The sequence below is a fragment of the Terrabacter sp. Root85 genome, from assembly GCF_001429185.1.
GTDB lineage: Bacteria > Actinomycetota > Actinomycetes > Actinomycetales > Dermatophilaceae > Terrabacter.
On sequence record NZ_LMIW01000001.1, the window covers coordinates 374,842 to 400,920 of the forward strand.

The following is a 26,079-nucleotide window of genomic DNA, read 5'->3' on the forward strand; positions in this document are numbered from 1 at the left end:
GCGCGCCTGCCCCATGATGAGTCCATGAGCGACGCATCCGGGGGCAGGCACGGGTCGAGCAGGCCGAAGGGCCGTGCCGCGGTCCGGTGGGTGGCCGCCCTGGCGGTGCTGGCCTGGCTCGCCATCGGGGGCGTCGGTGGTCCCCTCGTGGGGCGGCTGTCCGAGGTCGCCACCAACGACAACGCGAACTTCCTTCCCCCGTCGGCGGAGTCGACGTCGGTGAGCAAGCTCGTGGGCCGCACGACCGACACCCAGACACTCCCCTACCTCGTCGTGGTCGAGCGGCAGAGCGGGCTGACCCCGGCGGACCTCGCGGCCGTCCAGCGATACGTCGACGGCATCCCCGGCCTGAAGCTCGCCGACCCCGGACGCACGGTCGGCGAGTTCCTGCAGTCGCCCCCGACCCTCGCGATCCCCAGCCAGGACAAGCAGGCTGCGCTCGTCCCCGTCGCCTTCCTCGCCGACAAGGCCGAGGACACCATCGCCGGGAACACCGCGTTGTATGCCGTCGCGCAGGCCCTGCGCGAGTCCGCTGCGTCGACGTTGGGTGCGTCCGGCCTGACCGTCCACGTCACGGGTGCCGGCGGCTTCTTCGCCGACTTCATCATCGCCTTCGGCGGCATCGACGGCATCCTTCTGCTCGTCGCCCTCGGCGTCGTCTTCCTCATCCTGCTCATCGTCTACCGCAGCCCGATCCTGCCCTTCGCCGTGCTCATCTCGGCCGTGTTCGGCCTGTCCCTCGCGGCGCTCGTCGTCTTCCCCCTCGCCAAGAACGGCACGATCAGCCTGAGCGGCCAGAGCCAGGGCATCCTGTCGATCCTCGTCGTCGGCGCCGCGACCGACTACGCCCTGCTCCTCGTCGCGCGCTTCAAGGAGGAGCTGCACGACGAGGAGTCGACGTGGGCGGCGATGAAGATCGCGTGGCGGGCCTCGCTCGAGCCGATCGCCGCGAGCGCTGCCACCGTCGTCCTCGGCCTGCTCTGCCTGCGCCTGTCGGATCTCGGCAGCACCAAGGGTCTCGGCCCCGTCGGCGCGCTGGGCATCGTCGGCGCCTTCGTCGCGTCCCTGACCTTCCTGCCCGCGCTCCTGCTCCTCATCGGCCGACGCGTCTTCTGGCCGCAGGTGCCCCACGTCGACCACGTGCACAGCGCGGACGCGGTGGGCACCCGCGGCATCTGGGGCCGGGTCGCCGGCATGGTCGGGCGCCACCCCCGGCGCACCTGGGTGGTCACCCTCCTCGCCCTCGCGACCTGCGCGGCGTTCCTGCCGACGCTCAACGCGCGGGGCATCGCCCAGTCCGACCTCTTCCTCACCCAGGTGGACTCCGTCACCGGGCAGGAGGTGCTCGCGCGCCACTTCCCCGCCGGGTCCGGCTCCCCCGTCCAGATCGCCGCCCCCGAGGCCCAGGCCGATGCCGTGGTCGCGGTGCTCGAGTCGACCGACGGGGTCAGCAGCCCACAGGTGGGGCTCGTCCCCGGCCAGCCGCCGAAGGTCGTCGACGGCCAGGTCATCGTGCAGGCCACGCTCGACGCCGCCGCCGACAGCGTCGCGGCCGAGGACACCATCGAGACGCTGCGCGCCTCCCTCGACCGGGTCGGCTCCGACGTGCTCGTGGGAGGGACCACCGCGACGAACCTCGACGTGCGCCTCGCCAGCGAGCGCGACCTCAAGGTCATCATCCCGACGATCCTCGCCGTCATCTTCGTCGTGCTCATGCTGCTGCTGCGCTCGATCGTGGCGCCGCTCGTCCTCGTCGCCGCGAACGTCCTGTCGTTCGCCGCGACGATGGGCGTCTCCGCGATCGCCTTCAACCACGTCTTCGGGTTCCCGGGCTCCGACCCGTCGACGCCGCTCTACGGCTTCGTCTTCCTCGTCGCACTCGGCATCGACTACTCGATCTTCCTCATGACGCGCGTCCGTGAGGAGTCGCGCACCCGTGGCACGCGGCCCGGCATCCTCGTGGGCCTCGCGGTGACGGGCGGTGTCATCACGAGTGCGGGCATCGTGCTCGCGGCGACCTTCTCGGCCCTCGCGGTGCTGCCGATACTCTTCCTCGTCCAGATCGCCTTCATCGTCGCCTTCGGCGTCCTGCTCGACACGCTCATCGTGCGCAGCCTGCTCGTCCCGGCGGTGTCCTACGACCTCGGCGACCGCATCTGGTGGCCCATCGGCCTCCGGCGGGCGTCGAGCGGGGCGTCCGGTCCGGAAGGGGGCGACGACGACGTGGACGGCGAGGGATCTCGTGCGCCGCGGACTAGTGCGGCTTCAGGACGATCTGCAGAGCGATGACCGTGAGCCCGACCAAGCCCCCGGCGAGCGATCCGACGACCAGCCACGGTCCCCGGAGGCCGGCCCGCCTGCTCGCGATCGCCGACAGGAAGGCCAGGGTCAGCATCCCGGTGATCTCCACGACGGGAAGGGTGTCGGCGGTCCTGAGAGATGTCGCCCGACCGATGGCCAGGACGGCGAGCGGGGGGATGGCTGCCAGCAGCAGATGCACCTGCCGGCGCGCCACGCCGAGCCATTCCGAGGTCGCCAGTCCCCGCTGCACCGCAGCGTGCTCCTGGAGCAGCTCCGAGAACGCGTGCGCCAGGCACACGGCCACCACGGGAGAGACGACGACGACGGCAGCGGCCGGGAACGACAGGTCGGACCAGCCGGAGTAGGCGGAGAGAACGGCCATCACGACGATGGTTGCGTACGTCAGGCGCTCGAGGTCCAGGGCGACCCCGGCGACGCGCACCGAATGCGGATCTTGACTCGTCACGCGGTCAAGGCTCGCACGGAAGGCATGGCCTCTGGCGGATCGTCGCACGGATGGAGCATCGCAGACCTCCACGCAGGCGGCTGGTTGGTACTAGCGTGACAGACGCTGACGTTGAGGCACCCGAGGCTGAGGGGACGACCCATGAGCGAGACCGGCACGCCGGCGTCGACTGCGGACGCCGAGATCCCACCCTTCGCGCTGGACGCCGACGAGGTCGTGGCCGCGGCCGGCTCAGACACGGACTCCGGTTTGACCGGGGCGCAGGTCGCGAGTCGCCGAGCAGCCTTCGGCCCCAACGCGATCGCCGCCGAGAGACCGCCGTCCGTCTGGGCCGTCGCCGCGAGCCAGCTGCGCGATCCGATGAACATCATGCTGGTGGCCGTCGTGGTCGTGAGCCTTGCCATCGGCCAGGTGTCGACCGGAGTGATCGTCGGTCTGCTCATCGTCCTCAACCTCGCCCTCGGCACCCGGCAGGAGCTGACGGCCCGCGCCAGCGTCGACGCCCTCGCCAAGATGCAGACACCGCAGGCGCGGGTCGTCCGTGACGGCGCCCTATCCCTCGTCCCCGCCACCGAGATCGTGCCCGGGGACGTGGTGCAGGTCGAGGCAGGCGACATCGTCCCGGCGGACGGACGCATCGTCCGTTCCGCCACCCTCGAGGCCCAGGAAGCCGCGCTGACCGGGGAGAGCGTGCCGATAGCCAAGGACCACTCCGCGCTGGGATCCGTGGACGTCGCTCTCGGCGACCGGACCAACATGCTCTTCCAGAACACGTCCGTCACACGCGGCACCGGCACCATCGTGGTCACGGCGACCGGGCAGCGGACGCAGATGGGCCAGATCGCGACCATGCTCAGCTCGGTCACGCGAAAGCGTTCACCGCTGCAGAAGGAGCTCGACACCCTCACCAAGGTGCTGGGCGTCATCGCCTGGGGAGCGGTCGCCGTCATCGTCGTCGTCGGTCTCGTCCGCGGGACGCCGGCCAAGGACCTGCTGCTGCTGGGCACGGCGATGGCCGTCTCCGCGATCCCCACGGGAATGCCGGCCTTCGTCTCCGGACTCCTGTCGATGGGCGCCAAGCAGCTGGCTGCGTCCAAGGCCGTGGTCAAGAACCTCACCGACGTCGAGACACTCGGGTCGACGAGCGCGATCAACACCGACAAGACGGGCACGCTGACCCTCAACGAGATGATGGTGTCCACGCTGTACGCGAGCGGGTCGTGGTTCACCGTCGACGGCGAGGGCTACCGCAAGAGCGGGGCGATCCGGGCCGTGGCCGGCACGCCGGTCCCGGACTTCACGCGTCTGGGCCTCGGGTTGTGCCTCGACAGCGACGCAGTGGTCGGCGACGACGGCTCGGTGATCGGAGACCCCACCGAGGCGGCGCTGGTGGTGCTCGCCGCGAAGCTCGGGATCGACGCCGAGGAGACCCGCCGAACCTACCCGCGCCTGGCCGAGGTGCCCTTCGACTCCGAGTACAAGTTCATGGCCACGTTCCACCGGGTGACCCTCGAGGGGGCCGAGCACCTCATCGAGCTCGTCAAGGGCGCCCCCGACGTCGTCATCGCCCGCTGCACCCTGGCGGGTGGTCCGCTGAGTGGCTCGCAGGTCCCCATCGGGCAGGCGCTCGACGGCCTCCTGGAGGCCAACGAGCGGATGGGCGGCAAGGGACTGCGCGTGCTCGCGTTCGCGGCTCGCCTCGTCGCCGACGACGAGGTGGCGACCATGGACGCCGACCCCATGGCTCTGACGCAGGACCTGTCCTTCGTTGGGCTCGCCGGGATCATCGACCCCCTGCGCACCGAGGCGAGGAGCGCTGTCGCGACGGCCCTGACGGCCGGGATCGACGTGCGGATGATCACCGGTGACCACGCCGTCACGGCTCAGGCGATCGGCCAGGAGCTGGGGCTGGGTCCGGGGGCCATCAGCGGCGCCGATCTGCAGGCGCTGAGCGACGAGGAGCTGAAGCAGCAGCTGCCGATGCTGCACGTGTTCGGCCGCGTCACGCCCGAGGACAAGCTCCGGCTGGCTCGGGCGATGCAGGAGGAGGGGATGATCGTCGCGATGACCGGTGACGCCGTCAACGACGCCGCCGCCCTCAAGCAGGCAGACATCGGCGTCGCGATGGGGAGCGGCAGCGAGGTGACCAAGCAGGCCGCACGCATGGTGCTCACGGACGACAACTTCGGGACGCTCGTCCATGCCGTCGAGATCGGGAGGCGCGCGTACGACAAGGTCGTCTCGTACGTGCGCTACCAGATGACCCAGCTGCTCTCGCTGGTGTTCCTCTTCCTCGCGGCAACCGTGTTCGACGTCAACCGGGGTGTCGCGATGACCCCGACCATGGTGCTCTTCCTGCTGTTCTTCGCGACGGCCGTCGGTGTCATCGTCATCGCCGTCGACCCGGGTGACCCCGACGTCATGAGCCGGCCGCCCCGCGACCCCGGCCTCACCATCACGAACCGGTCGGCCGTCGTCATGTGGCTGGCCTACGCGGCGGTCCTGTTCGTCGCCGCCTTCTTGCCGTTGGTGCTCGGGCCGGACGAGCCGAGCCCCACGCGAGCATCCGTGTCGATGACGATGACGTTCGTGGTGATGGGCCTGGGCACCGCGTTCAACGCGGTGGTCAACCGGCGCGACCCCACCAGCGGACTCACGCCCCCGATCCTCAGGGCGCTGGCGATCGCCCTGATTCCGGTCGGGATGCTCCTCCTGGCGACCCAGCTGCCGACGTTGCAGCAGGCACTGCTGACCTCCGAGCTCACGCCGGGCCAGTGGCTCGTCTGCGCAGCCCTGGCAGCCGCGCTCCCCGCCGTCGTCGAGCTCGGCAAGCTGGTCAGGCGGCGCCGGCACGCGCCGGCGGACGCCCTCGACCCGCAGTCGGCGGTCGCGCCTGCCCGCGCCCTGACGACGCCGCGCGCCTGAGCGCCGACCCGAGAGCTTTCAGGTCGCCCCGCCCACCGGCGAAACCTCGACGTCGTCCTTCCTCGTCAGCTCACCGGCGATGTCGCGTTGCATCATGTCGGCGACGACGCCGGTGTCGAGGCCCTGGCCGAGCAGGACCGCGAGCTTGGTGAGCGCGGCCTCGCACGTCATGTCGTAGCCCGGCACGGCGCCGGCCCGCATCAGTGCCGACCCGGTCGCGTACGCCCCCGGCTGCACCGATCCGCGGACGCACTGGGTGACGACGACCACGACGATGTCCTCGGCCGTGGCGGCCTCGACGACGGCCATGAACTCCCGGTCGTTCGAGGGTCCGTTGCCCGCCCCGTAGGCCTCGATGACGAGTCCCTGCAGCGGGGGTCGGCACAGGTTCGCGAGGATCGAGGCCGAGAACCCGGGAAAGAGCCGCACCGCTGCCACCTCCCCCAGCCGTCCGGCCCGGAGCTCGGGTTCGCCGTCGGCGGGGCGCACCAGGGTGTGCCGGACGTCGATGTCGATGCCGATCGCGGCGAGCGGTGGGAAGCGTGGCGAGTCGAAGGCGTCGAGGCCCGAGGCGTCGACCTTCGTCGCCCGGTTGCCTCGCAGCAGCACCTCGCCGAAGAGCAGCGTGCTCTCCGGGACGTCGGACCGCGCCGCGACCTGGAGCGCCCCGATGAGGTTCTGCCGCCCGTCGCTTCGGGTGCGGGCGACGGGGATCTGCGAGCCGGTGACGATGACCGGCTTGCCGAACGACGGAAGCAGGAACGAGAGCGCGGACGCCGTGTAGGCCATCGTGTCCGTCCCGTGCAGGACGACGAACCCCCGGTGACGGCTGCGGCGCTCGTGGAGGACTCGCGCGATGGCGCACCAGTCGTCGGGCGTCGCGTTGGCGGAGTCGATGGGTGGGTCGAGCTCCTCGAAGACGATCGGGGGCAGCTCCCCTCTCGAGTTCTCCACGATCCAGTCGACATAGGGAGCGAGCGCACCCGCCACGGGCGCGTAGCCGTCCGGGGTGTCGACCATCCCGATGGTCCCACCGGTGTGAAGCACGAACACGCTGTCGCTCACGTGTCTCCCTTGGTCGGATCCCGGACTCTCGCGAGTCGACGCCCCAGGCCGCCGGTCCCGGCGGCCTGTGCCGCTCACCGTGGCACCGGACGCTCCGCCGTGTCCAGAGCCTCGCCAGGACGCGCTCGGCGGACGGCCACCACTCCCGTGAGCGGGCCACCGTACGCGGTGCACTCACCCCGTCCGGATGATCCGCAGCAGCCTGCTCGGTGTCACGCTCGGGGGGTGTCGATCATGAGGCGGAGGTCCGGGGATGGCTGCCCCTCGGCCGTCGACGGTGGGTGACGGTGGCCCCGGCCCCGGCTCCTGACGGGCGGACAGCTGCCGCGGCGCCCCTGACGGCCTCGCGGTCCTTCCACGTCATGTCCAAGCCCACCGGCGCTGTCTGCAACCTCGACTGCGAGTACTGCTTCTTCCTGTCCAAGGACGAGCTCTACCCGGGCAGCACCTTCCGGATGGACCCGCAGGTCCACGAGGCGTACATCGGCCAGCTCCTCGCGGCCCAGCGCGGCGCCGACGAGGTGGTGGTGGCGTTCCAGGGCGGCGAGCCGACCCTCATGGGTCTCGACTTCTTCCGACGAACGCTCGAGCTGGAGGAACGTCTCGCCGCGCCGGGTCAGCGCATCCTCAACACCCTGCAGACCAACGCCACGCTCCTCGACGACGAGTGGTGCGCCTTCCTGCGCGACCACCACTTCCTCGTCGGCGTCTCGATCGACGGACCACGCGAGATGCATGACGCCTACCGCGTCGACAAGGGCGGCAAACCCACCTTCGACCGGGTCATCCGCGGTCTCGAGGCGCTCAAGCGCAACGGGGTCGAGTGGAACGCCCTCACCACGGTGAACGCCGCCAACGGCGACCACGGCCGGGAGGTCTACGGCTTCCTGCGCGACGAGCTCGGGGCCACGTTCGTGCAGCTCATCCCCATCGTGGAGCGGGTGACGGCCGAGCTGCTCCCGCTTGCCGAGTCGGGGTGGGGCGCCCGGTCCGGTGACCGGCCGCTCTACGTGCAGGACGGCAGCCTCGTCACCCACCGCACGGTCAGTGCACACCAGTACGGCCGCTTCCTCGTCGACGTCTTCGAGGAGTGGGCCCGCCACGACGTCGGCGACGTCTTCGTCTCGATGTTCGACACCGCCCTCGCCCACTGGATGGGCATGGACCAGGCCGGCCTGTGCGTCCATGCCCGCACGTGTGGGGACGCCGTCGCGCTCGAGCACAACGGCGACCTCTACTCCTGCGACCACTACGTGGAGCCGGGCTACCTCCTCGGTAACATCAGGCAGGGACGAACGCTGCTCCAGCTCGTCGACTCGCCCCAGCAGCGCGCCTTCGGACAGGCCAAGCTCGACACGCTGCCGGCCTACTGCCGATCGTGCGACGTCCGGTTCGCCTGCAACGGCGGCTGCCCCAAGGACCGCTTCCTCACCGCCCCCGACGGCGAGGCCGGCCTGCACTACCTCTGTGAGGGCTACCAGCTCTTCTTCCGACACGTCGACGCACCCATGCGCGTCATGGCGTCCTTGTTGCGTCGAGGCCGGGACGCCACGGGGCTGAGGGAGTGGTATGCCGTCCGCGACGCCGAGCGCCGCCCGGGTGACCCCTGCTCATGCCTCGGTGGCGCCGTGTGGGCGGACTGCCATGGGGCCGGCACGAGCCATGACGCGCGCCCCTGACCACGGCTCGCGTGAGCGCCGACCTTCTCATCCGCCGAGGGTGAGGCACAGGGCACCGTCCCCGTCACATGCTGGGCAGAGCCCCGCCTGAGGAGCACCCGTCCCTTCGTCGGATCCGCGAGCGCCGACGATCGTGAGCAGTCGCGAGCAAGGAGTCATGACATGGCGCAACCGTTTCGTGGTGTGGTCAACGTCGACATCAGGGACTCGGTGGAGGACTGGGCCCCGTTCGCCCCGCCGAAGGCACCCGAAGGGTCGCCCAACGTCGTGTACATCGTGCTCGACGATGTCGGGTTCTCCGCCATGAGCTGCTACGGCGGCCCCATCGAGACCCCGAACATCGACAAGATCGCCGGCGACGGGGTGCGCTACACCCAGTGGCACACGACGGCCCTGTGCTCGCCCACCCGGTCGTGCCTGCTCACCGGACGCAACCACACCCGGAACTCCATGGCGTGCATCACGGAAGGGGCCAGTGGCTTCGCCAACGCCAGCGGCACCATCCCGCCCGAGAACGGGATGCTTCCGGAGATCCTCGGCGAGCGGGGCTGGAACACCTACATGGTCGGCAAGTGGCACCTGTGCCCCACGGTCGAGATGAACCTCGCCTCGACGCGTCGCAACTGGCCGACCGGGCGCGGCTTCGAGCGCTGGTACGGGTTCCTCGGGGCCGAGACCAGCCAGTGGTACCCGGAGATCACCTACGACAACCACCCGGTCGACCAGCCGAGATCGCCCGAGGAGGGCTACCACTTCGGTGAGGACATCACCGACAAGGCCATCGAGTTCATCATGGACGCCAAGGCCGTCGCGCCGGACAAGCCCTTCTTCCTCTACTACGCACCGGGTGCCGCGCACGCGCCGCACCACGCGCCCAAGGCGTGGATCGAGAAGTACGCCGGGCGCTTCGACGCGGGCTACGAGGCGATGCGTGAGGCCACCCTGGCCCGTCAGGTCGAGATGGGCATCGTCCCGGCGAACACCGAGCTCCCACCGATGAACCCGATCGGCACGCCGGAGACGCGCACCGGCCCGGACGGCCAGCCGTTCTCGGCCGTCGACACCACGCGGCCGTGGGACTCGCTGTCCGAGCAGGAGCGGCGCCTCTTCGCCCGGATGGCGGAGGTGTACGCCGGTTTCCTGTCCCATGCCGACGCCCAGATCGGTCGGTTGCTCGACTACCTCGAGGAGACGGGCCAGCGGGAGAACACCATGGTCATCCTCGTCTCGGACAACGGTGCGAGTGGTGAGGGCGGCCCGGACGGGTCGGTCAACGAGATGTTGTTCATGAACGGCATCCCCGACGACATCGACGTCAACCTCGCCATGCTCGACGAGCTGGGCGGGCCCAAGACGTACAACCACTACCCGAACGGGTGGGCGATGGCGTTCAACACGCCCTTCAAGATGTGGAAGCGCTACGAGTTCAACGGAGGCACCTCCGACCCGTGCGTCATCTCGTGGCCGGCCGGCATGACCTCCAAGGGTGAGATCCGGGAGCAGTACCACCACGCCATCGACCTGGTGCCCACCGTCCTCGACGCCCTCGGCATCGAGGCCCCGGAGACCATCAAGGGCCACACACAGAGCCACTTCGACGGCGTCAGCATGCGCTACAGCTTCGACGACCCCGAGGCCCCCGGGCGGCGGCAGACGCAGTTCTACTCGATGCTGGGCTCGCGGGGCATCTGGCACGACGGCTGGAAGGCCATCACCACGCACCCGACGATCAGCGGTTGGTCGCACTTCAACGACGACGAGTGGGAGCTCTACCACGTCGAGGTCGACCGCTCCGAGCTGCACAACCTGGCGGCGGAGCAGCCCGACAAGCTCCGTGAGATGGTCAACCTCTGGTACGCCCAGGCCGGCGCCAACGAGGGGTTCCCCCTCGATGACCGTTCGGCGCTGGAGATCCTCGTGTCCCCCCGGCCCCAGCTGTCGGCCCCGCGCGACCGGTACGTCTACTACCCCAACCACGCCGAGGTGCCCGAGGCCCAGGCCGTCGTGGTGCGCGGCCGGTCCTTCGTCATCGGCGCACTGGTCGACATCCCCGAGCCGGGCGCCCAGGGCGTGCTCTTCGCCCAGGGGTCGCGGTTCGGCGGACACAGCCTCTACGTCAAGGACAACCGGCTGCACTACGTCAACAGCTTCGTGGGCCTGTTCGAGCAGAAGGTCGTCGCGACCGAGGACCTGCCCACCGGCGAGAACCTCATCCTGTCGGCGTCGTTCGTCAAGGACGGCACGGAGCAGACCCCCGTCGCCACCGGCACCCTGTCGCTCTACCACGGCGACACCCTGGTCGGAGAAGGCCAGATCAAGCTCCAGCCCGGCAGCTACATGATCGCCGGGGAGGGACTGGCGGTGGGCCGCGACATGGGCGACCCGGTCACACAGGACTACCCCGGCGAGCGCCCGTACCGGTTCACGGGAGGCACCATCAGGCGCGTCGCCGTCGACGTGAGCGGCGAGCCCTACGTCGACCTGGAACGTGAAGCGCAGGGCATGTTGATGCGTGAGTGAACCGCCACCGACCCCCGCAGGGTCGTCACACGATCGGTCCCGACGAAGGCCGCACGGGCCCACGGCTGGAGCATGAGCATGCATGAGGACGAGCGTGGTCGGGCCGAGTCACCGGCCGACCTCGCACCACGGGGGCGGGTGCTCGACGAGATCCGCACACCGCGGGCGGCGGCCATCGCCGGGATCGCCTTCGCCGTGCTCCTGGGGGCGGTCGTCATCCTCATGTACCTGGCGCTCCCGGGCACCGGCGGCCGCTCGACGTGGATCACCGATGCGGAGCGCCGCGGCAGGGTCACGCTGGCGACGCAGCTCACCCCGTACGCGGGCATCGCCTTCCTGTGGTTCATCGGGGTGATCCGTTCCCGTCTCGGGCACCGCGAGGACAAGCTCTTCGCGACAGCCTTCCTCGGGTCGGGCCTGCTCTTCGTCGCCATGCTCTTCGCCGCATCTGCAGACGTCGGAGCGCTGCTCGCCCTCTACGACGGGCCCGACAGCGTCTCGCCGGAGTACGTCCGGCAGGTGGGGGCGGTCAGCACGGCCCTCCTGACGACGTTCGGCATCCGCATGGCAGCGGTCTTCACGATGGTCGTCACGAACCTCGGCCGTCGCACCGGGATCGTGCCACGCTGGCTCGTGGCCGTGGGGTTCGTCGTCGCGCTGGTCCTGCTCCTCGCACCACCGCGGACGGTCTGGGCCGTCCTGCTCTTCCCGTTGTGGGTCGTGCTCCTCAGCCTGCACCTGCTGGTCACGTCGTTCCGACCGGAGCCGGCGACGGCGTAGGGCAGCGCAAGGAGCCGTGGAGCCCTGAGCGGGCCCCACGGCCCGAGTCACGCGTCAGCGGCGATCGCGGCGATCGTCGCGCCGGTCCTCACGGCGTTCACCGCGCCGGTGAATCCCGTGCGCGACGACGACGGCGCCGCCGACGGCGGCCACTGTCCTTCTCCTGCGCCTGGCTGCGAGTGGCATGTCAGGCTCCTTCCTCTTCGTCGGACTCGATGGCGGCGATGACGGCCTGGATCGGGATGCGCCCGCTGGCCACGAGCTGGCCGCCGGCGTGACGCACCGCCGCGCCGAAGGGAGCCGCCCACAGGTTCTCCCAGACCAGGACGGCCGCTGAGCTGCCGGGCTCGATGGTGTCGGCCAGGTCGGCGACGTCCTGCTCGCTGAGCAGCATGGCCAGCTCGGTCTCGTACGCACGGAGCTCGCCGATCTCCGAGTCCTCCAGGTCGGTCGCCTCGAAGGCCTCGAAGCTGCCGTCCTCCGCCTTCTTGAAGAACAGCAGGTCCAGGACCCGGATGAGCTCGCGATCCACGTAGTCCTTGAGGATCGGGGCGATCTTGCCGTTGAGGGTGCTGCCCTCGAACTCCACGACGATCCAGTCCACCGGACCGAGCTCGTCGACGTTGAGAGTCATGTCATCTTCTCCTTGAGGTGCGTCCGATGGATCGGTGCGTCCGATGGGGGACCGATCCCAACGCTAGGAGCCGCTCGTCCGTCCCGCGTCATCCGCCGGGGATGAGCCTCTCGCCGTGAGCACGCAGATGCGGGCCCGTCAGCCGGACTCGCACGTCACGGTGGAGCTGGCGAGGGGACTCGAACCCCTAACCGCCTGTTTACAAGACAGGTGCGCTACCAATTGCGCCACGCCAGCACGTCTCGGCGCGAGCGCCGCGGACGGGCGAAAGCGTAACCGAGCGGGACGGCATACGCCCAAACACCGGGCGCGAGCCGACGCCGGACATGAGAAGGACGGCCCCGCGCAAACCCAGGGGTTGGTCGCGCGAGGCCGTCCGGCTCAGTTGTATCAGGAACTCACGGGAGTCGCAGAGTCTGACCCACGAAGATGAGGTTCGGGTTGGTGACCCGGGCGCCGTTGGCCTTCCAGAGGGCCTTCCAGCCGCCGGCCACGTGGTAGCGCGCGGCGATCTTGCCGAGGGTGTCGCCGCTGTGCACGGTGACCTTCGCGCCCTTGGCGGTGTTCTTGACCGTGGGCTTCGTCGCGTACGTCTTCTTCTTGACGACCTTCTTCGTCGTCACGGGCTTGCGGACGGTCGACCGCGAGACCGGGGTCGTCGTCGCGCCACCGTTGGCCCGCGTCAGGCCGGCCCGCTGCGAGCACACCGGCCAGGCGCCGGGGCCCTGGGAGGCGAGCACGCGCTGCGCGATGGCGATCTGCTCGGCCCGCGTGGCGAGGTCGGCGCGCGACGCGAAGGCCGTGCCGCCGTAGCCGCGCCACGTGCTCTGCACGAACTGGAGGCCGCCGTAGTAGCCGTTGCCGGTGTTGATGTGCCAGTTGCCGCTCGACTCGCACTGGGCGACGCGATCCCAGACCGAGGCGGCCTTGGCCGACCCGCCCGTGGCGATGCCACCGACGATGGTGGCGGCTCCAGCGATTCCGACTCCCGCGATGCGCTGCTTGGCCGAGATCTTCTTGGCCGCAGCATGCTTGGACATGTACTGCATGGGTGATCCTTCCTGACGCGCGCCTGCGGGGTTAGCTGTCGGGTTGGGGCGTCAGGTGCCCCGTCGCGGATGCGACTTCACCCCGAGACCAGATCTCGTCCTCTTGACATGCGCTTCGACACACATGCACTCACTGGCCACACTGGGTCCCCCGTCCTCGCCCGGCCCACGGGTGTGGGCTACATCCCTGGCTGGCGAGGCTCGGCGCGCTCAGGGAACGGATAAATGGGTGTCCATGTGAAGTTGTGGGAGCGTTCGTGTGGAGCCGGACGCGACGAAGCGACCCGGGAGCCGAGTGGTGCTGCTCCCGTTCGACCCGAAAGTCGAGGCCGCCGAGCACTGACGGTACGGGAGGTTTCCGCAGCGCACAAGGCACGTCGAGACACTTCCGTGATCTTTTTTCAGCCCCAGATGCAGGTCGATGCGCTATGCACACAGGCCCCGCACAGAGGCCGCCCGGACGCCCCACAGGCCCCGCCCCGCACGCTCACCGTCTCGTGCGCCGAGCCGTCACTTCCCGAAAGGGTTCGTCGTGAACGGGTCCCACGTGAGGCTCGACCCGTGCTGCAGGGCCACGAGCGCAGCCGCGACGCCGAAGACGGCGAGCAGCCCGGACACGATCTGCGCGGCCAGGCCGGCCGGCACGAGGAGCCGCGCCATCGAGCGCGAACCGCGTCGCAGTGAGGCGCCGCCGGGGCCCCACCACAGCATGAGCAGGCCGAGGACACCGCCGATCGCGAGCGTGATCGGTGTGCCCGGGCCGAGGTCGGTCCCCTGCGTGCCGGCGAGGAGCAGGGCGGCCGCGAAGACGCCGGCGAGCGCCACCGCCACGGGCAGGAGCAGCCCGACCCCCGTTGCGATGATGCCGACGACGAGGTGCCACGGGCTCGACACGACGGCGAAGGGCACGTCGCTGCGCCGGCGGCCGAAGTCGTAGCGGCGCAGCACGAGCGCCGTCACCGAGCGGTCGGTGGCCCGGGCGAGCGCCGACAGGACGACGAGCACGACGAGGGCGATGCCCGGCCACGCCATGAGGGCACCGACCCAGGCGATCGCGACGGCGGCGAGCAGGCCGGTGCGCATCGGCAGTCCGATGCGCGGGTCGCCCTCGCGCTGGGCGGGCTCGTCGTCCTCGTCCCACTCGTCGTCGGGCCAGTAGCCGTCCTGCGGAGCCGGTTCGACGTCCTGGCCGCCGCGCCCGTGTCGGGCATCGTAGGCCTGGGCGCCACCCCAGTCGTCCGGCGACGTGGGCTCGTCGTCCCAGCCGTGGTCGTATGCCGCCGGGCCGGGATCGGGCGACCGTGGACCGGTCGGGGGCGGGGCCCACCGCACCGGGTTCCCCGCGGCCGCACCAGCGCCCACGGCGCCTGCCGTGCCTGCCGTGCCTGCTGTGCTTGCCGTGCCGACGGGCGGCATGACGGCGGTGCTGCCGTGCTGCACGACCTGGGTGTCTCCGGGGGGCGCGCCGACGCGGCCGTCGTCCCACGGGTTGCCGCTCGGCGTCGGCACGGTCGCCGCGCGGCCGGCGGCGTAGAGCTCGAGCGCCGCGATGACCTCGTCGGCGTGGGGGCGAAGCCGCGGGTCGGGAGAGAGGGACGCGCGCAGCAGCGGCACGAGGCGCGGGTCGACGCCCTCGAGGTCGACGTCACCGGCACGGACGCGGGTGAGCACGGCGTCCATGCGGGCGCGGCCGAACGGCGGACGGCCCGACGCGGCATACGTGATCGTGGCGGCCCAGCCCCACCAGTCGGTGGCGTCCGTGATGGCGGCACCCTCGACGAGCTCGGGCGAGAGGTAGCCGGGCGTGCCCATGACCAGCCCGCCGACGGTGTGGCGCACGTCGTCCTGCAGGTGCGCGATGCCGAAGTCGATGAGGACCGGGTCGCCGTCCTCGATGAGGACGTTGCCCGGCTTGATGTCGCGGTGGACGACCCCGCACGCGTGGATGGCGCGGATCGCCTCGGCGATCCCGCGGGCCAGGCGGAGCAGGTCCGCCGGGGCCAGCGGGCCGTGGTCCTCGACGACCTCGTCGAGGGCCGGGCCGGGCACGTAGCGGGTCACGATGTACGGGCGGGGCGCCATGACGTCGGCGTCGATGACGCTCGCGACCCGCGCGTCGCGGATGCGCGAGAGGGTGTCGACCTCACGGGACAGGCGCTGCCGGGCGTCGGCGTCGTGCGCGACGTGGGCGCGCAGGACCTTGATCGCGACGGCACGGCCGCGCGGGTCGAGGGCGAGGTGGACCACGCCCATGCCGCCCTCGCCGATCTCCTCGATGAGGCGGTACGGGCCGATCCGCTGCGGGGACCCCGGCCCGCCGGGGCGCGCTGCCACGGGCACGCCACCGGTGCGCGCGCCGGGCCGCGGGTTGGGCACCCGCTCGGTCCGGTCGTACGCAGTCATACCCCTACGGTATGCGACGGGGGCGCCACGGCAGGAACCCCGCGGCAGCGAGCCTCGGAGTGTCCTCGTTCGTCGGTTCTGTCCGGTTTCTCCGGAGCGTCAGCTGCTGATGTAGTCGCGCAGCTGGTCGCGCTCGGACTGGAGCTCGGAGAGCCGGTGCTTGACGATGTCGCCGATGCTGACGATGGCGGCGAGCTTGCCGTCGGCGTCGACGATCGGCACGTGGCGCACCCGCATCTCCGTCATCGTCCCCGCGAGGTCGGCGATGTTGTCGTCGGCCGAACCGGTGGTGACCTCGCTCGTCATGATCTGCGACACCGGCGCCTCGAGCACGCTCGTGCCGGTGCTGTGGAGGTGCCGGACGATGTCGCGCTCGCTGACGATCCCGTCGACGCTCGAGCCGTCCGTGCTCACCACGACCGCGCCGATGCGGTGCTCGGCCAGCAGGCCGAGCAGGCCTGCGACCGTCTCGTCGGGCTTGATGGTGATGACCTCGCTGCCCTTCTTGCGCAGCACGTCAGAAATCTTCACGGCGACTCCTTCACCTCGGCGCGATGCCCTCAGGCGGCCACCCGCTCCACCAGAGATGCCCTGTCTCGACCCTAGAGCGGGACCGCACCGGGCGCCACCGTTCGCTCGTTAGAGTGAGACCGATCGCGCCCCGCGGCGCCCCTCCCCCCGGGTCTGGGTACGTCGAGGGCCGTGCCCTCCCCTCGAGCAGCAGGAGCTGATTGCGTGTCGACCCCTCGGCCGACCTACGACCTCGTCATCGCCGCGAACCGCCTGCCCGTCGACAAGGTCATCACCGACGACGGCGAGGTCGAGTGGCGACGCAGCCCCGGCGGCCTCGTCACCGCGATGGAGTCGGTGATGCGCACGCAGCCCGGCGCCTGGGTCGGCTGGGCCGGAGACGCCGGTGAGGCACCCGAGCCGTTCGACGAGGACGGCATCCACCTGCACCCCGTGCCGCTGTCGACCGACGAGGTCCGGGACTACTACGAGGGCTTCTCCAACGACACCCTGTGGCCGATCTACCACGATGTCATCGTGCCCGCGACCTTCCACCGCGAGTGGTGGTCGAGCTACCAGACGGTCAACCGACGCTTCGCCGAGGCCGTTGCCGAGGTCGCGGCCGAGGGCGCCACCGTGTGGGTGCAGGACTACCAACTCCAGCTCGTCCCGGCCCTCGTGCGCCAGCTGCGACCCGACGTGCGCATCGGGTGGTTCAACCACATCCCCTTCCCGCCCGTCGAGCTCTTCGCCCAGCTGCCGTGGCGGGCCCAGCTGCTCGAGGGCCTGCTCGGGGCCGACTTCCTCGGCTTCCAGCGCCAGGCCGACGCCCGCAACTTCGTGCGCGCCTGCCGCCAGCTGATCGGCGCCCAGACCAAGCGCGACCGCGTCACCGTCGAGGGCGCCCACCGCCAGGTCCGGGCGGCGGCCATCCCGATCTCCGTCGACTTCCGGGGACTCGAGGAGCTGGCGAAGCGCCCCGACGTCATGGAGCGCGCCCGCGAGATCCGCGAGAGCCTCGGCAACCCCAAGGTCCTCATGCTCGGCGTCGACCGGCTCGACTACACCAAGGGCATCCGGCACCGGCTCAAGGCCTACGAGGAGCTGCTGAGCGAGCGTCGCATCGGGCCGCCCGACGTCACGCTCGTGCAGGTCGCGACCCCGAGCCGTGAGCGCGTCGACGCCTACCGCAACCTCAAGAACGAGATCGAGCAGACCGTCGGCCGCATCAACGGCGAGCTCGGCAAGATCGGCGCCCCGGCCGTCCACTACCTGCACCACTCCTACCCGCGCGAGGAGATGGCGGCCCTCTTCCAGGCCGCCGACGTCATGCTCGTCACCCCGCTCCGAGACGGCATGAACCTCGTCGCCAAGGAGTACGTCACGTGCCGCCATGACCTCGGGGGCGCCCTCGTGCTGTCGGAGTTCACCGGCGCGTGGCACGAGCTGCACCAGGCCTTCGCGTGCAACCCGCACGACATCGAGGGGCTCAAGCAGACGATCCTGCGCGCCATCAACACCCCGGCCAAGGACAAGCAGCGGATCATGAAGGCGCTGCGCCGCCGCGTGTCCGACCACGACGTCCAGCGCTGGGCGGCTCGCTACCTCGCCGCGCTCGCCGCGGCGCCCGAGATGCCGGGGGCCGAGTCGCGCCCGCGGCCCACACCGCACGCTGAGGAGACACCGCTCATGCCGGCGCCCAGCGAGTCGTCCGGCACGTCGTCCGACAGTTCGGGCAGCGACTCCCGCGACGAATCCCACAGCGCGACGGACGGGACGCGGTCGTGAGCACCGGCGCACCGCCCACCGAGGCCCTCGAGGCCGCGGCCTCCGCGGACGTCCTGCTCGTCGCGACCGACTTCGACGGGGTGCTCGCGCCGTTCGACGCCGACCCGATGCAGGCCACTCCCGTCGAGGGCACCGTCGAGACGCTCCGGTCGCTCGCGAGCCTGCCCGGCGTGCACGTCGCCGTCGTCTCGGGCCGCGACCTCGGCACGCTGCGTGAGCTCACCGGCATCACCGAGGACGAGCCGATCGTCCTCATCGGCAGCCACGGCGCCGAGTCGTCGAGCCCGGCCGTGCGCGAGGCCATGGAGGCGGCCGCGGTCACCCCCGACGACGAGGTGACGCTCGCCGAGCTGCGCACCGACATCGAGGCCCTCGTCAAGGAGCACCACCCCGAGGCCGGCATCGAGTACAAGTCGGCCGCCGTCGTCGTCCACGTCCGGGGCATCCCGCGCGAGACCGGCGACGCCGCGATCGCCGACGCCCGGCGGGTCGCCCTCGACCACCCCGGTGTCAAGGTGCTCAAGGGCAAGTCGGTGCTCGAGCTGTCGGTCTCCCACGCGGACAAGGGATCCGCGGTCACTGCCCTCGGCCGCCACGTCGGCGCCGTCGCACGCGTCTACCTCGGCGACGACGTCACTGATGAGGACGCGTTCATGCGGATGCGTCGACCCGAGGACATCACGGTCAAGGTCGGCACCGGCTCCACGGCCGCCCGCTACCGCGTCGACGACGAGCAGGCGGTGGCCGCACTGCTGACGCGTCTCGAGCAGCTCAGCTCCGCCGCCCACACTCCGACCTGACCGACGCGACCGGGCCACCCGGCATACGCCCGCCACCGCAACCCCACCCGGGCGGACGTGTGGCGGCCCCTCGCCGCTGATCTACCGTCACAACTCCGCCGGGGCGGGGTTCGTCGGGTGGCCGGCGGTCAGGGCAGGTATGCCGTCCGCTGGCGTCCGGTGACGCCCCTCAGTGGCGTCGGACGGCGCCGGTCGAGCCGCGGACGACCAGCTCGGGTCGGAAGACGTACTCCGCTCGGGGAGAAGGCTGCCCGGCGATCTCGTCGAGCAGGGCGCGCACGGTCGCAGCACTCATCGCGTTGACGCTCTGGCGAACCGTCGTCAGGGGTGGGTCGGTGAAGGCGATGAGCGTCGAGTCGTCGTAGCCGACGACCGAGAAGTCGCGCGGCACGTTGAGACCGCGCTTGCGGGCCTCGCGGATCGCACCGAGCGCCATCAGGTCCGAGCCGCACACGACGGCCGTGGCGCCGCGGTCGAGGAGGCGGCCGGCCGCGGTCGCGCCGCCCTCGACGCTGAACAGCGAGCGCTCGATGAGGTCGTCGACGTCGGAGCGACCCGTCAGCTCCTGCATCGAGTGGCGGAACCCGGCGATCTTGCGGATGACCGGCACGTAGCGGTCGGGTCCGACCGCGAGGCCGATCTCGCGGTGCCCGAGGCTCACGAGGTGCTCGAGCGCGAGCCCCATCGAGGCGACGTCGTCGTTGCTGATGAAGGGCGCGTCGACCCCCTCGATGTAGCCGTTGACGAGCACGAGCGGCAGGTTGCGGTCACGCAGCGCGACGTAGCGGGCCGAGTCGGTCGTCGTGTCGGCGTGCAGGCCGGAGATGAAGATGATGCCGGCGACGCCGCGCTCGAGGAGCATCTGGACGTAGTCGTCCTCGTGGACTCCCCCGGCGACCTGGGTGCACAGCACCGGGGTGTAGCCGTTCTGCGCGAGGGAGTTCTCGATGATCTGCGCGAACGCGGGGAAGATCGGGTTGGTCAGCTCGGGGACGATGAGCCCCACCAGCCCGGCGCTCTTGCGCCGCAGGCGACTCGGCCGGTCGTAGCCGAGGACGTCGAGCGCCGTCAGCACGGCCTGGCGGGTCGACTCGGCCACCCCGGGCTTGCCGTTGAGCACCCGTGACACGGTGGCCTCCGACACGCTCGCCTGATCGGCGATGTCACGCAGTCTTGCCTTCATCTCACCTCCCCCTTCGTCGCACGTGTCGTGGACCGTCGTCGGTCGGGCGCCACGTCCAGATGCTGACCCCGGGCCCGCTGGCGCTCAGTGTGACAGCACGCTTGCCGACCTTCGGAGCGAGTCCGTATGCCGGTGTGCCGGACTCGATGCCCGCGAGGTGTCGCGGGTCGAGGACGACGGGCTCGTGCGCCGCTCGCGCCACGTGCACGAGGGCCACCTCGTCGAGCGTCTCGCGGAGGTAGACCATGGCATCCCCCTCGGCGTGCACCCAGCGCAGGCCTCCGCGTCGCAACGCGACCGAGCGCTGGCGTGCTTGGATCAGGCCCCGATAGACCGCGAGCACGTCTGCGTCCCAAGCGTTCTCGTCCCACGGCATCGGACGGCGACCGTCCTCGCCGAAGGTTCCCTCCATGCCGATCTCGTCGCCGTAGGTCATCATCGGCATCGACGGGAAGGTCATGAGCAGGCCGACCGCCGTCTCGACGGAGTCGGGGCCGACGAGGGTGCGGATCCGCGGCACGTCGTGGGACCCGACGAGGTTGAAAGAATGGACGAGCGACTGCCAGGCGATCCGTGACGTGAAGTCACGCATCGTCTCGACGACCGCACCGGCTTCGAGGAGCGGCAGCGGCACGGGGGCACCGAGGAAGCGCGGGTCCTTCGGCTCCTCTCGCAGCCACGTCCACGTCGGCTTGCAGAAGCCGGCGTAGTTCATGACGCCGTGCCAGCCGTCGCCGGGCATGTCGGGCGTGTAGTCGTGAAAGTGCTCCCCGACGAGCAGGGCGTCCGGCGCGACCCGGCCCATGACGTCACGCATCTGTCGGGCGACGTCGTGGTTGACGTCGGTGGCACGCCAGCGACCGGTCATGTTCGCGACGTCGACGCGCCATCCGTCGAGCCCGCCCGAGCGGCCCAGCCACTTGCGTACGACCCCCTGGGGGTCCTCGAAGATGCGGTGGCGCAGGGCGGCGTTCAGGTGGTTCAGCTTCGGCAGGGACGGGACGCCGAGCCAGGCGACGTAGGTCCCGTCCTCCCAGATGTAGTAGTCCCGCTCAGGCGTGTTCTTCCCGCCCGGACCGGCCGCCTTGAGGAACCACTCGTGGGCGTTGCCCGTGTGGTTCGTCGTGAAGTCGCCCATCACCTTCATGCCGCGATCGTGGGCTGCCTTGGTGAGCCGGCGCAGGGCAGGGGCCCCACCGAGGAGCGAGTCGATCTGCTCGAACGACGACGCGTCGTAGCGGTGGTTGGAGCGCGCCGGGAAGAAGGGCGTCATGTAGACGACGTCGACGCCGAGCGACTCGAGGTGGTCGAGGTGCTCGGTGATGCCGTCGAGGTCGCCGCCGTAGAGCTGGTGGCCGACGCCCTTCGGGCTGAGGTCGACCGGGTCGGACCAGGCCGCGGCGACGGCCCAGTCGGGCGTCTCGTGCTTGTCGGCACCCTTCGAGCGCGCGAAGCGGTCGGGGAAGATCTGGTAGACGACCGACCCCAGTGCCCACTCGGGCGGCGGGGTGGCGTGCGCCACGAGCCGGAAGTCGCTCGCGTCGGGGACGTCCCGCTCGTGGACGCCGGTCCCGTTGAGCCACGCGTACTTCGTCGGGCCGGCCGTGAGCAGGAAGCGGTAGTTCGTGACCGGGTTGTGGCAGGTCAGGGTGGCACGCCACCAGTCGTCGGCGCCCGTGGTGCGCACCTTGCGCGCCACCGTGAACGTCGCCTCGCCGTCGGGCGAGGTGCGCACGTGGACGGCCTCGACCCCGGCCTCGAGCGGGACGCGCACGAGCACGTCGACGCGGTCGCCGAGGCGGGGCGCCTGGTTGGAGACGTACCGCCCCGACCCGTCGTGGTGCGGCTGGCTCAGCCACGTCAGCTGGCGGGTCGGGGCAGGCGTCACTTCACGGATCCCGTGGTCAGGCCACCGACCAGCTGGCGCTGGAAGGCGAGGTAGAGCAGCATGACGGGGATCGAGCCGAGCAAGGCACCGGCCGTGAACCGCCCGAAGAGGGTGTTCGCGTCGTTGCCGAGCGTCATGCCGTAGAGGCCGACACCGAGCGTCTGGTTGTCGACGTCGGTGAGGAACACGCTCGCCAGCATGAACTCGCCGTAGAGGCCGACGAAGACGAGCATGAAGACCGTCACGAGGATCGGCATGACCAGGCGCAGCGTCATCGTGAAGAAGATGCGAACGTGGCTCGCGCCGTCGACGATCGCTGCCTCGTCGAGCTCGCGCGGCACGGTGTCGAAGTAGCCCTTGAGGAGCCACACGTTGGCCCCGAGCGCCCCACCGAGGTAGGCGAGGGTGAGGCCGGCCACCGTGTTGAGCCCGAGGGCCGGCAGCACGTCACCGATGCCCGCGAAGATGATGTACAGCGCGACGATGGCGAGCAGCGCCGGGAAGAACGTCGTCAGCAGCAGGAACATCATGCCGCCCCGGCGGCCCTTGAACCGCAGGCGCGAGAAGGCGAAGGCCGCGCACGCGCCGATGAAGACCGCGCCCAGCGCCCCCGAGAGCGAGATGATCATCGAGTTCTTGTACCAGGTCCAGAACGGGCGCGAGCTGTCGGTGAAGAGGTCGGCGAAGTTCTTCGTCGAGAAGCCCGAGGGCCACAGGCTCGCCGTGTTGAGCGTGCCGCTGGGGTTCGTCGCGGCCGAGTAGATGAAGAGGATCGGGAAGAGCGCCCACATCAGGGCGAGGATGCCCAGGGCGTGGCGCCACCACACCGAGCCGCCGAGACCGCCACGCTTGGGCGAGGCCGGCGTGCTGGCACCGGTCTCCTCCGCGATGCGGGTGTCCATGCGCGGGTCGGCAGGGACGGGAGCGTTGACGGTCGCCATCAGTTGACCTCCTCGAGGGCCTTGGTGCGACGGAAGCCCGGGATGCTCATCAGCGCCACGAGCAGGAAGATGATCACGGACACCGCGGCCGCGAAGCCGTAGTTGGGCGCGCTGCCCGAGAAGGCCAGACGGTACGCGTACGTGATGAGCAGGTCGCTCGAGCCGATGCTCGTGTCGGCGCCGTTGAACGGGCCACCCTTGGTGAGCAGGTAGATGAGCCCGAAGTTGTTGAAGTTGAACGCGAACGACGCGAGCAGCAGCGGGCCGACGGCCACGAGCAGCAACGGCATGATGATCGAGCGGAGCGTCCGGAAGGCGTTGGCGCCGTCGATGGTCGCCGCCTCACGCACGTCCTGCGGGATCGACTGGAGCGCGCCCGTGCACACGATGAACATGTACGGGAAGCCCAGCCAGAGGTTCGTGATGAGGATCGCGGCACGGGCTCCGCCCGTCGTTCCGAGCCAGTCGACGTCCAGTCCCAGCGTCTGGTTGATGATGCCGTAGTCCTGGTTGAACATGCCCTTCCAGACCAGCGCCGTCACGAAGAACGGCAGGGCGTAGGGAAGGATCAGCAGCGACCGGTAGATGGACTTGCCGCGCAGGCGCGGGTCGTTGAAGAGCAGTGCGATGAGCATGCCCAGCAGGAAGGTCGTGAGCACCGACAGGACTGCGAAGGCGATGTTCCAGATGAAGATGCCGAGGAAGCCGCTGCGGATCGTGCTGTCGGTGAAGATGCGCGAGTAGTTCGCGAGGCCGACGCCCTCCTTCCAACCCTGCGGGAAGGACTGGCTGGGGTCGGCGACGTTGACCCAGCGGGCATCCTTGGGCTCGTACACCGTGGCCGGGGTCGTGGACGTGTCGGTCAGCTTGTCGGCGGCCGGGTCGTAGGTGACCGTGGCCTTGCCCTCGAAGGCCTCGGAGAGACCCACCGGTTTGATGCCACCCCCGTCGCTCGTCGGCACCGCGATGGCCGACAGGTCCTTGCTCCTGGCGTTCGCCTGCTTGGCGGTGAGGACGGTGTAGCCGGGCGCCTTGGTGATCTTGCCGATGGGGGTCTTCTCGACACCGGTCGCGGGTAGCGGCTTGAGACCGGTCTTGTCACCGACGTACGTGCTGCCGTCGGGCTTGGTGAGGAGCAGGACGAGGTCTGCGGTGGTGGGGTCTCCGCCCTCGGCGGTCGCGACCGACATCTTGTAGCGGGGCGTGTCAGGGACCTCACGCACCGACTGGGCGATGATGTCGGTGACCGACTCCTGCTTGCTGTAGAGGTGTCCGTCGCCGTAGTTCGTCGTCGACAGGCTCGCGGTGTAGATGACCGGCCAGAGCTGGAAGAGGGTCATGAAGATCAGACCCGGGACGAGGTACTTGAGCGGGACCGAACGTCTCGTCGCATAGACCACGAGGATGCCCATCCCCACGAGTCCCGCGATGACGACGGCCGTCGTGTTGCCTGCCTGCGCGAGCTTGGTGGCGATCCACAGGATGCCGGCCAACGTCGCGACGATGAGAACCCACTTGATCGCGAGAGCGATGGGCTTGGTCATGTGACACGTCCTTTTGCGCCGACCCGGCGCCGTTGCCGTAGGTGCACGAAGGGGAGCCCTCGCGGAGCTCCCCGATGGCCCGTGCCCGGGCCGGGATCCCGGGGTCCGCCCTCAGGACGGACCCCGGAAACCCTTGTCAGACTAAGGAGCTCAGCCCTTGGCGATGTTCGCCGTGATCTCCTTGGCAGCAGCGTCGAGACGCTCCTTGGCGCCGGCCTTGCCGGCGATGATGTCGGCGGTCGCCTGGCCGAAGGGGCCCCAGACCGAGTTCATCGCGGGGATGTTCGGCATCGGCGAGCCGTCGATGCCGGCCTCGTACCACGCCTTGACGTCGGGGTCGCTCGCGGCGACCTCGGCGTAGGCCTCCTTGAGGGCCGGCGGACGCTTGCCGACCTCGAAGAGGGCCAGCTGGACGTCCTTGCGCGGGATGTAGTTCGTGACGAACTCCTGCGCGAGAGCGGCGTTCTTGGCCTTGCTCGAGACGTAGAACATCTGGACACCGAGGAACGGACGCATGGCGCCGCCACCGGTGAGGCTCGGCAGCGGGGCGATGCCGTAGTTGATGCCGGCTTCCTTCGCCTTGGCGACGCTCCACGGACCGGAGATCATGAACGGCGCGGCCTTCGTGTCGAAGAGCGCGTCCTGGTTCGTGTCGTCGACGTTGGTCGAGAGGACCTTCTTCTTGCCGAGCGCGGCGAGGGCGTCGCCACCCTTGATCGAGTCAGGGGTGTTGACGATGACCTTGTTCGGGTCGTAGTCGCCGTTGGGCTTGATCGCGAAGATGCCGCCCTCGGGGAAGGCCGAGAGGTACGGGTAGGCGAAGTACGCGTTGCCGACCTTGGAGACGAACTGGCTGAGGACCTGCTTGGCCTTGCCCTCCTTGACGAGCTTCTCGCCGGTGGCGACGAGCTCGTCCATGGTCTTGGGCGGGTTCGGGACGAGGTCCTTGTTGTACATGAGGCCGATGTTCTCGACGGCGTAGGGCACGCCGTAGGACTGACCGTTGAACTTCGTCGCCTCGATCGCCTTCGGCAGGAACTTCGCCGCGACGTCGGAGCTGAGGTTGACCGGCGCGACCGTCGAGTTCTGGACGAGCTCGCCGAGCCAGTCGTGGGCGCCGACGATGACGTCGGGGCCCTTGCCGACCTTGGTCGCGTCCTTGAACTGGGCGCGGGTGTCGGTCGAGATCTGGACCTTGACGGTCACACCGTTCTCGGCGGCGAACTGGTCGGCATACTTCTGCACGGCCTTCGAGCGGTCGGCGTCGGTCCAGATGACGAGGTCGACGTTGGCGTCACGGACGGGAGCAGCGGTGCCGCTCGGCGTCTCCGGGACACCGGTGGTCGTCGCCGCCTTGCTCGAGCCGGCGGCGCCGGTGTCGGACGGGGTGGTGGGGCTGGACCCACCGCAGGCGCTGAGGGCCAGGGCGGCAACACCCGTGACGGCAGCAGCGCCGAGCGCACGCTTGTGCATGGATTCTCCTTTGAAGCCAGGTGGCACACGCCGCCACCGGTGCCCCGGAATCTAGCAAGAAGTTGCAGACAGCGGGAACCCGCTTGCTGCAATTTTTTGCAACGTTCTGGACACAACACGAATCCGCAGG

Annotated in this window: 18 protein-coding genes, 1 tRNA gene and 1 riboswitch; of the genes, 7 read left to right on the plus strand and 12 right to left on the minus strand. The window is 70.1% G+C overall.

Features of this window, described 5'->3' with window-relative positions; genetic code table 11:
• Positions 1-24 precede the first annotated feature (24 nt).
• Entirely contained in the window at positions 25-2,289 is a 2,265-nt protein-coding gene (locus ASE25_RS01805; protein WP_056822322.1) for an MMPL family transporter, read from the plus strand.
• Here the strand turns inward: ASE25_RS01805 and ASE25_RS01810 are convergent.
• Entirely contained in the window at positions 2,255-2,815 is a 561-nt protein-coding gene (locus tag ASE25_RS01810) for a hypothetical protein (protein WP_235508498.1), read from the minus strand. The two genes, ASE25_RS01805 and ASE25_RS01810, sit on opposite strands and share 35 nt — an antisense overlap.
• A gap of 93 nt (positions 2,816-2,908) precedes the next feature.
• Between ASE25_RS01810 and ASE25_RS01815 the strand changes: the two genes are divergently transcribed.
• Positions 2,909-5,692: a cation-translocating P-type ATPase gene (locus tag ASE25_RS01815; protein ID WP_056822327.1), complete on the plus strand. Its 2,784-nt coding sequence runs from the start codon at positions 2,909-2,911 to the stop codon at positions 5,690-5,692.
• An 18-nt stretch (positions 5,693-5,710) separates the two neighbouring features.
• Here the strand turns inward: ASE25_RS01815 and ASE25_RS01820 are convergent, their stop codons facing one another.
• Positions 5,711-6,757, minus strand: coding sequence for a type I asparaginase (locus ASE25_RS01820; RefSeq protein ID WP_157623288.1), 1,047 nt, complete (start codon positions 6,755-6,757; stop codon positions 5,711-5,713).
• A gap of 362 nt (positions 6,758-7,119) precedes the next feature.
• On the opposite strand from ASE25_RS01820, the gene ASE25_RS01825 reads away from it, so the two are divergent.
• The 3 genes from ASE25_RS01825 (at position 7,120) to ASE25_RS01835 (ending at position 11,736) form a co-directional block, all read left to right on the plus strand.
• Complete coding sequence (locus tag ASE25_RS01825; RefSeq protein ID WP_056822333.1) at positions 7,120-8,436, plus strand: anaerobic sulfatase maturase; 1,317 nt, start codon at positions 7,120-7,122, stop codon at positions 8,434-8,436.
• A gap of 162 nt (positions 8,437-8,598) precedes the next feature.
• On the plus strand, positions 8,599-10,956 hold the full coding sequence (locus tag ASE25_RS01830) for an arylsulfatase (RefSeq protein ID WP_056771556.1): 2,358 nt from the start codon (positions 8,599-8,601) through the stop codon (positions 10,954-10,956).
• Between the two features lie 72 nt (positions 10,957-11,028).
• On the plus strand, positions 11,029-11,736 hold the full coding sequence (locus ASE25_RS01835; protein ID WP_056822336.1) for a hypothetical protein: 708 nt from the start codon (positions 11,029-11,031) through the stop codon (positions 11,734-11,736).
• A 187-nt stretch (positions 11,737-11,923) separates the two neighbouring features.
• Here ASE25_RS01835 and ASE25_RS01840 read toward each other — a convergent pair whose 3' ends face one another.
• The 5 genes from ASE25_RS01840 to ASE25_RS01860 all read right to left on the minus strand — a co-directional run bounded on the left by ASE25_RS01840 (position 11,924) and on the right by ASE25_RS01860 (position 16,353).
• Entirely contained in the window at positions 11,924-12,370 is a 447-nt protein-coding gene (locus ASE25_RS01840; RefSeq protein WP_056771560.1) for a DUF6325 family protein, read from the minus strand.
• Positions 12,371-12,531: 161 nt separating this feature from the next.
• Positions 12,532-12,607 (minus strand) — tRNA-Thr (locus ASE25_RS01845).
• Positions 12,608-12,768: 161 nt separating this feature from the next.
• On the minus strand, positions 12,769-13,419 hold the full coding sequence (locus ASE25_RS01850) for a transglycosylase family protein (RefSeq protein WP_056822338.1): 651 nt from the start codon (positions 13,417-13,419) through the stop codon (positions 12,769-12,771).
• A gap of 3 nt (positions 13,420-13,422) precedes the next feature.
• A riboswitch (cyclic di-AMP (ydaO/yuaA leader) is annotated at positions 13,423-13,636 on the minus strand.
• A 293-nt stretch (positions 13,637-13,929) separates the two neighbouring features.
• Complete coding sequence (locus ASE25_RS01855) at positions 13,930-15,822, minus strand: serine/threonine-protein kinase (protein ID WP_056822340.1); 1,893 nt, start codon at positions 15,820-15,822, stop codon at positions 13,930-13,932.
• A gap of 99 nt (positions 15,823-15,921) precedes the next feature.
• On the minus strand, positions 15,922-16,353 hold the full coding sequence (locus ASE25_RS01860) for a CBS domain-containing protein (protein WP_056822342.1): 432 nt from the start codon (positions 16,351-16,353) through the stop codon (positions 15,922-15,924).
• Positions 16,354-16,557: 204 nt separating this feature from the next.
• Between ASE25_RS01860 and ASE25_RS01865 the strand changes: the two genes are divergently transcribed.
• Both ASE25_RS01865 and otsB read left to right on the plus strand, forming a co-directional pair.
• Entirely contained in the window at positions 16,558-18,120 is a 1,563-nt protein-coding gene (locus tag ASE25_RS01865; RefSeq protein WP_056822344.1) for a trehalose-6-phosphate synthase, read from the plus strand.
• Positions 18,117-18,920: a trehalose-phosphatase gene (gene otsB, locus ASE25_RS01870; protein WP_056822347.1), complete on the plus strand. Its 804-nt coding sequence runs from the start codon at positions 18,117-18,119 to the stop codon at positions 18,918-18,920. The genes ASE25_RS01865 and otsB overlap by 4 nt, the downstream gene beginning before the upstream one ends.
• A gap of 169 nt (positions 18,921-19,089) precedes the next feature.
• Here otsB and ASE25_RS01875 read toward each other — a convergent pair whose 3' ends face one another.
• The 5 genes from ASE25_RS01875 to ASE25_RS01895 all read right to left on the minus strand — a co-directional run bounded on the left by ASE25_RS01875 (position 19,090) and on the right by ASE25_RS01895 (position 25,949).
• Positions 19,090-20,103, minus strand: coding sequence for a LacI family DNA-binding transcriptional regulator (locus ASE25_RS01875; protein ID WP_020145689.1), 1,014 nt, complete (start codon positions 20,101-20,103; stop codon positions 19,090-19,092).
• 1 nt (position 20,104) lies between these two features.
• A complete protein-coding gene (locus ASE25_RS01880; RefSeq protein ID WP_082619376.1) occupies positions 20,105-21,991 on the minus strand; it encodes a glycoside hydrolase family 13 protein in 1,887 nt (628 codons plus the stop codon).
• Complete coding sequence (locus ASE25_RS01885; protein WP_056771578.1) at positions 21,988-22,932, minus strand: sugar ABC transporter permease; 945 nt, start codon at positions 22,930-22,932, stop codon at positions 21,988-21,990. The genes ASE25_RS01880 and ASE25_RS01885 overlap by 4 nt, the downstream gene beginning before the upstream one ends.
• Positions 22,932-24,476: an ABC transporter permease subunit gene (locus tag ASE25_RS01890; RefSeq protein ID WP_056771581.1), complete on the minus strand. Its 1,545-nt coding sequence runs from the start codon at positions 24,474-24,476 to the stop codon at positions 22,932-22,934. Before ASE25_RS01890 ends, ASE25_RS01885 begins: the two co-directional genes overlap by 1 nt.
• Positions 24,477-24,626: 150 nt before the next feature.
• Positions 24,627-25,949 (minus strand): maltose ABC transporter substrate-binding protein, encoded by a 1,323-nt coding sequence (locus ASE25_RS01895; RefSeq protein ID WP_056822349.1) that lies wholly within the window; start codon positions 25,947-25,949, stop codon positions 24,627-24,629.
• Between the last annotated feature and the right edge of the window lie 130 nt (positions 25,950-26,079).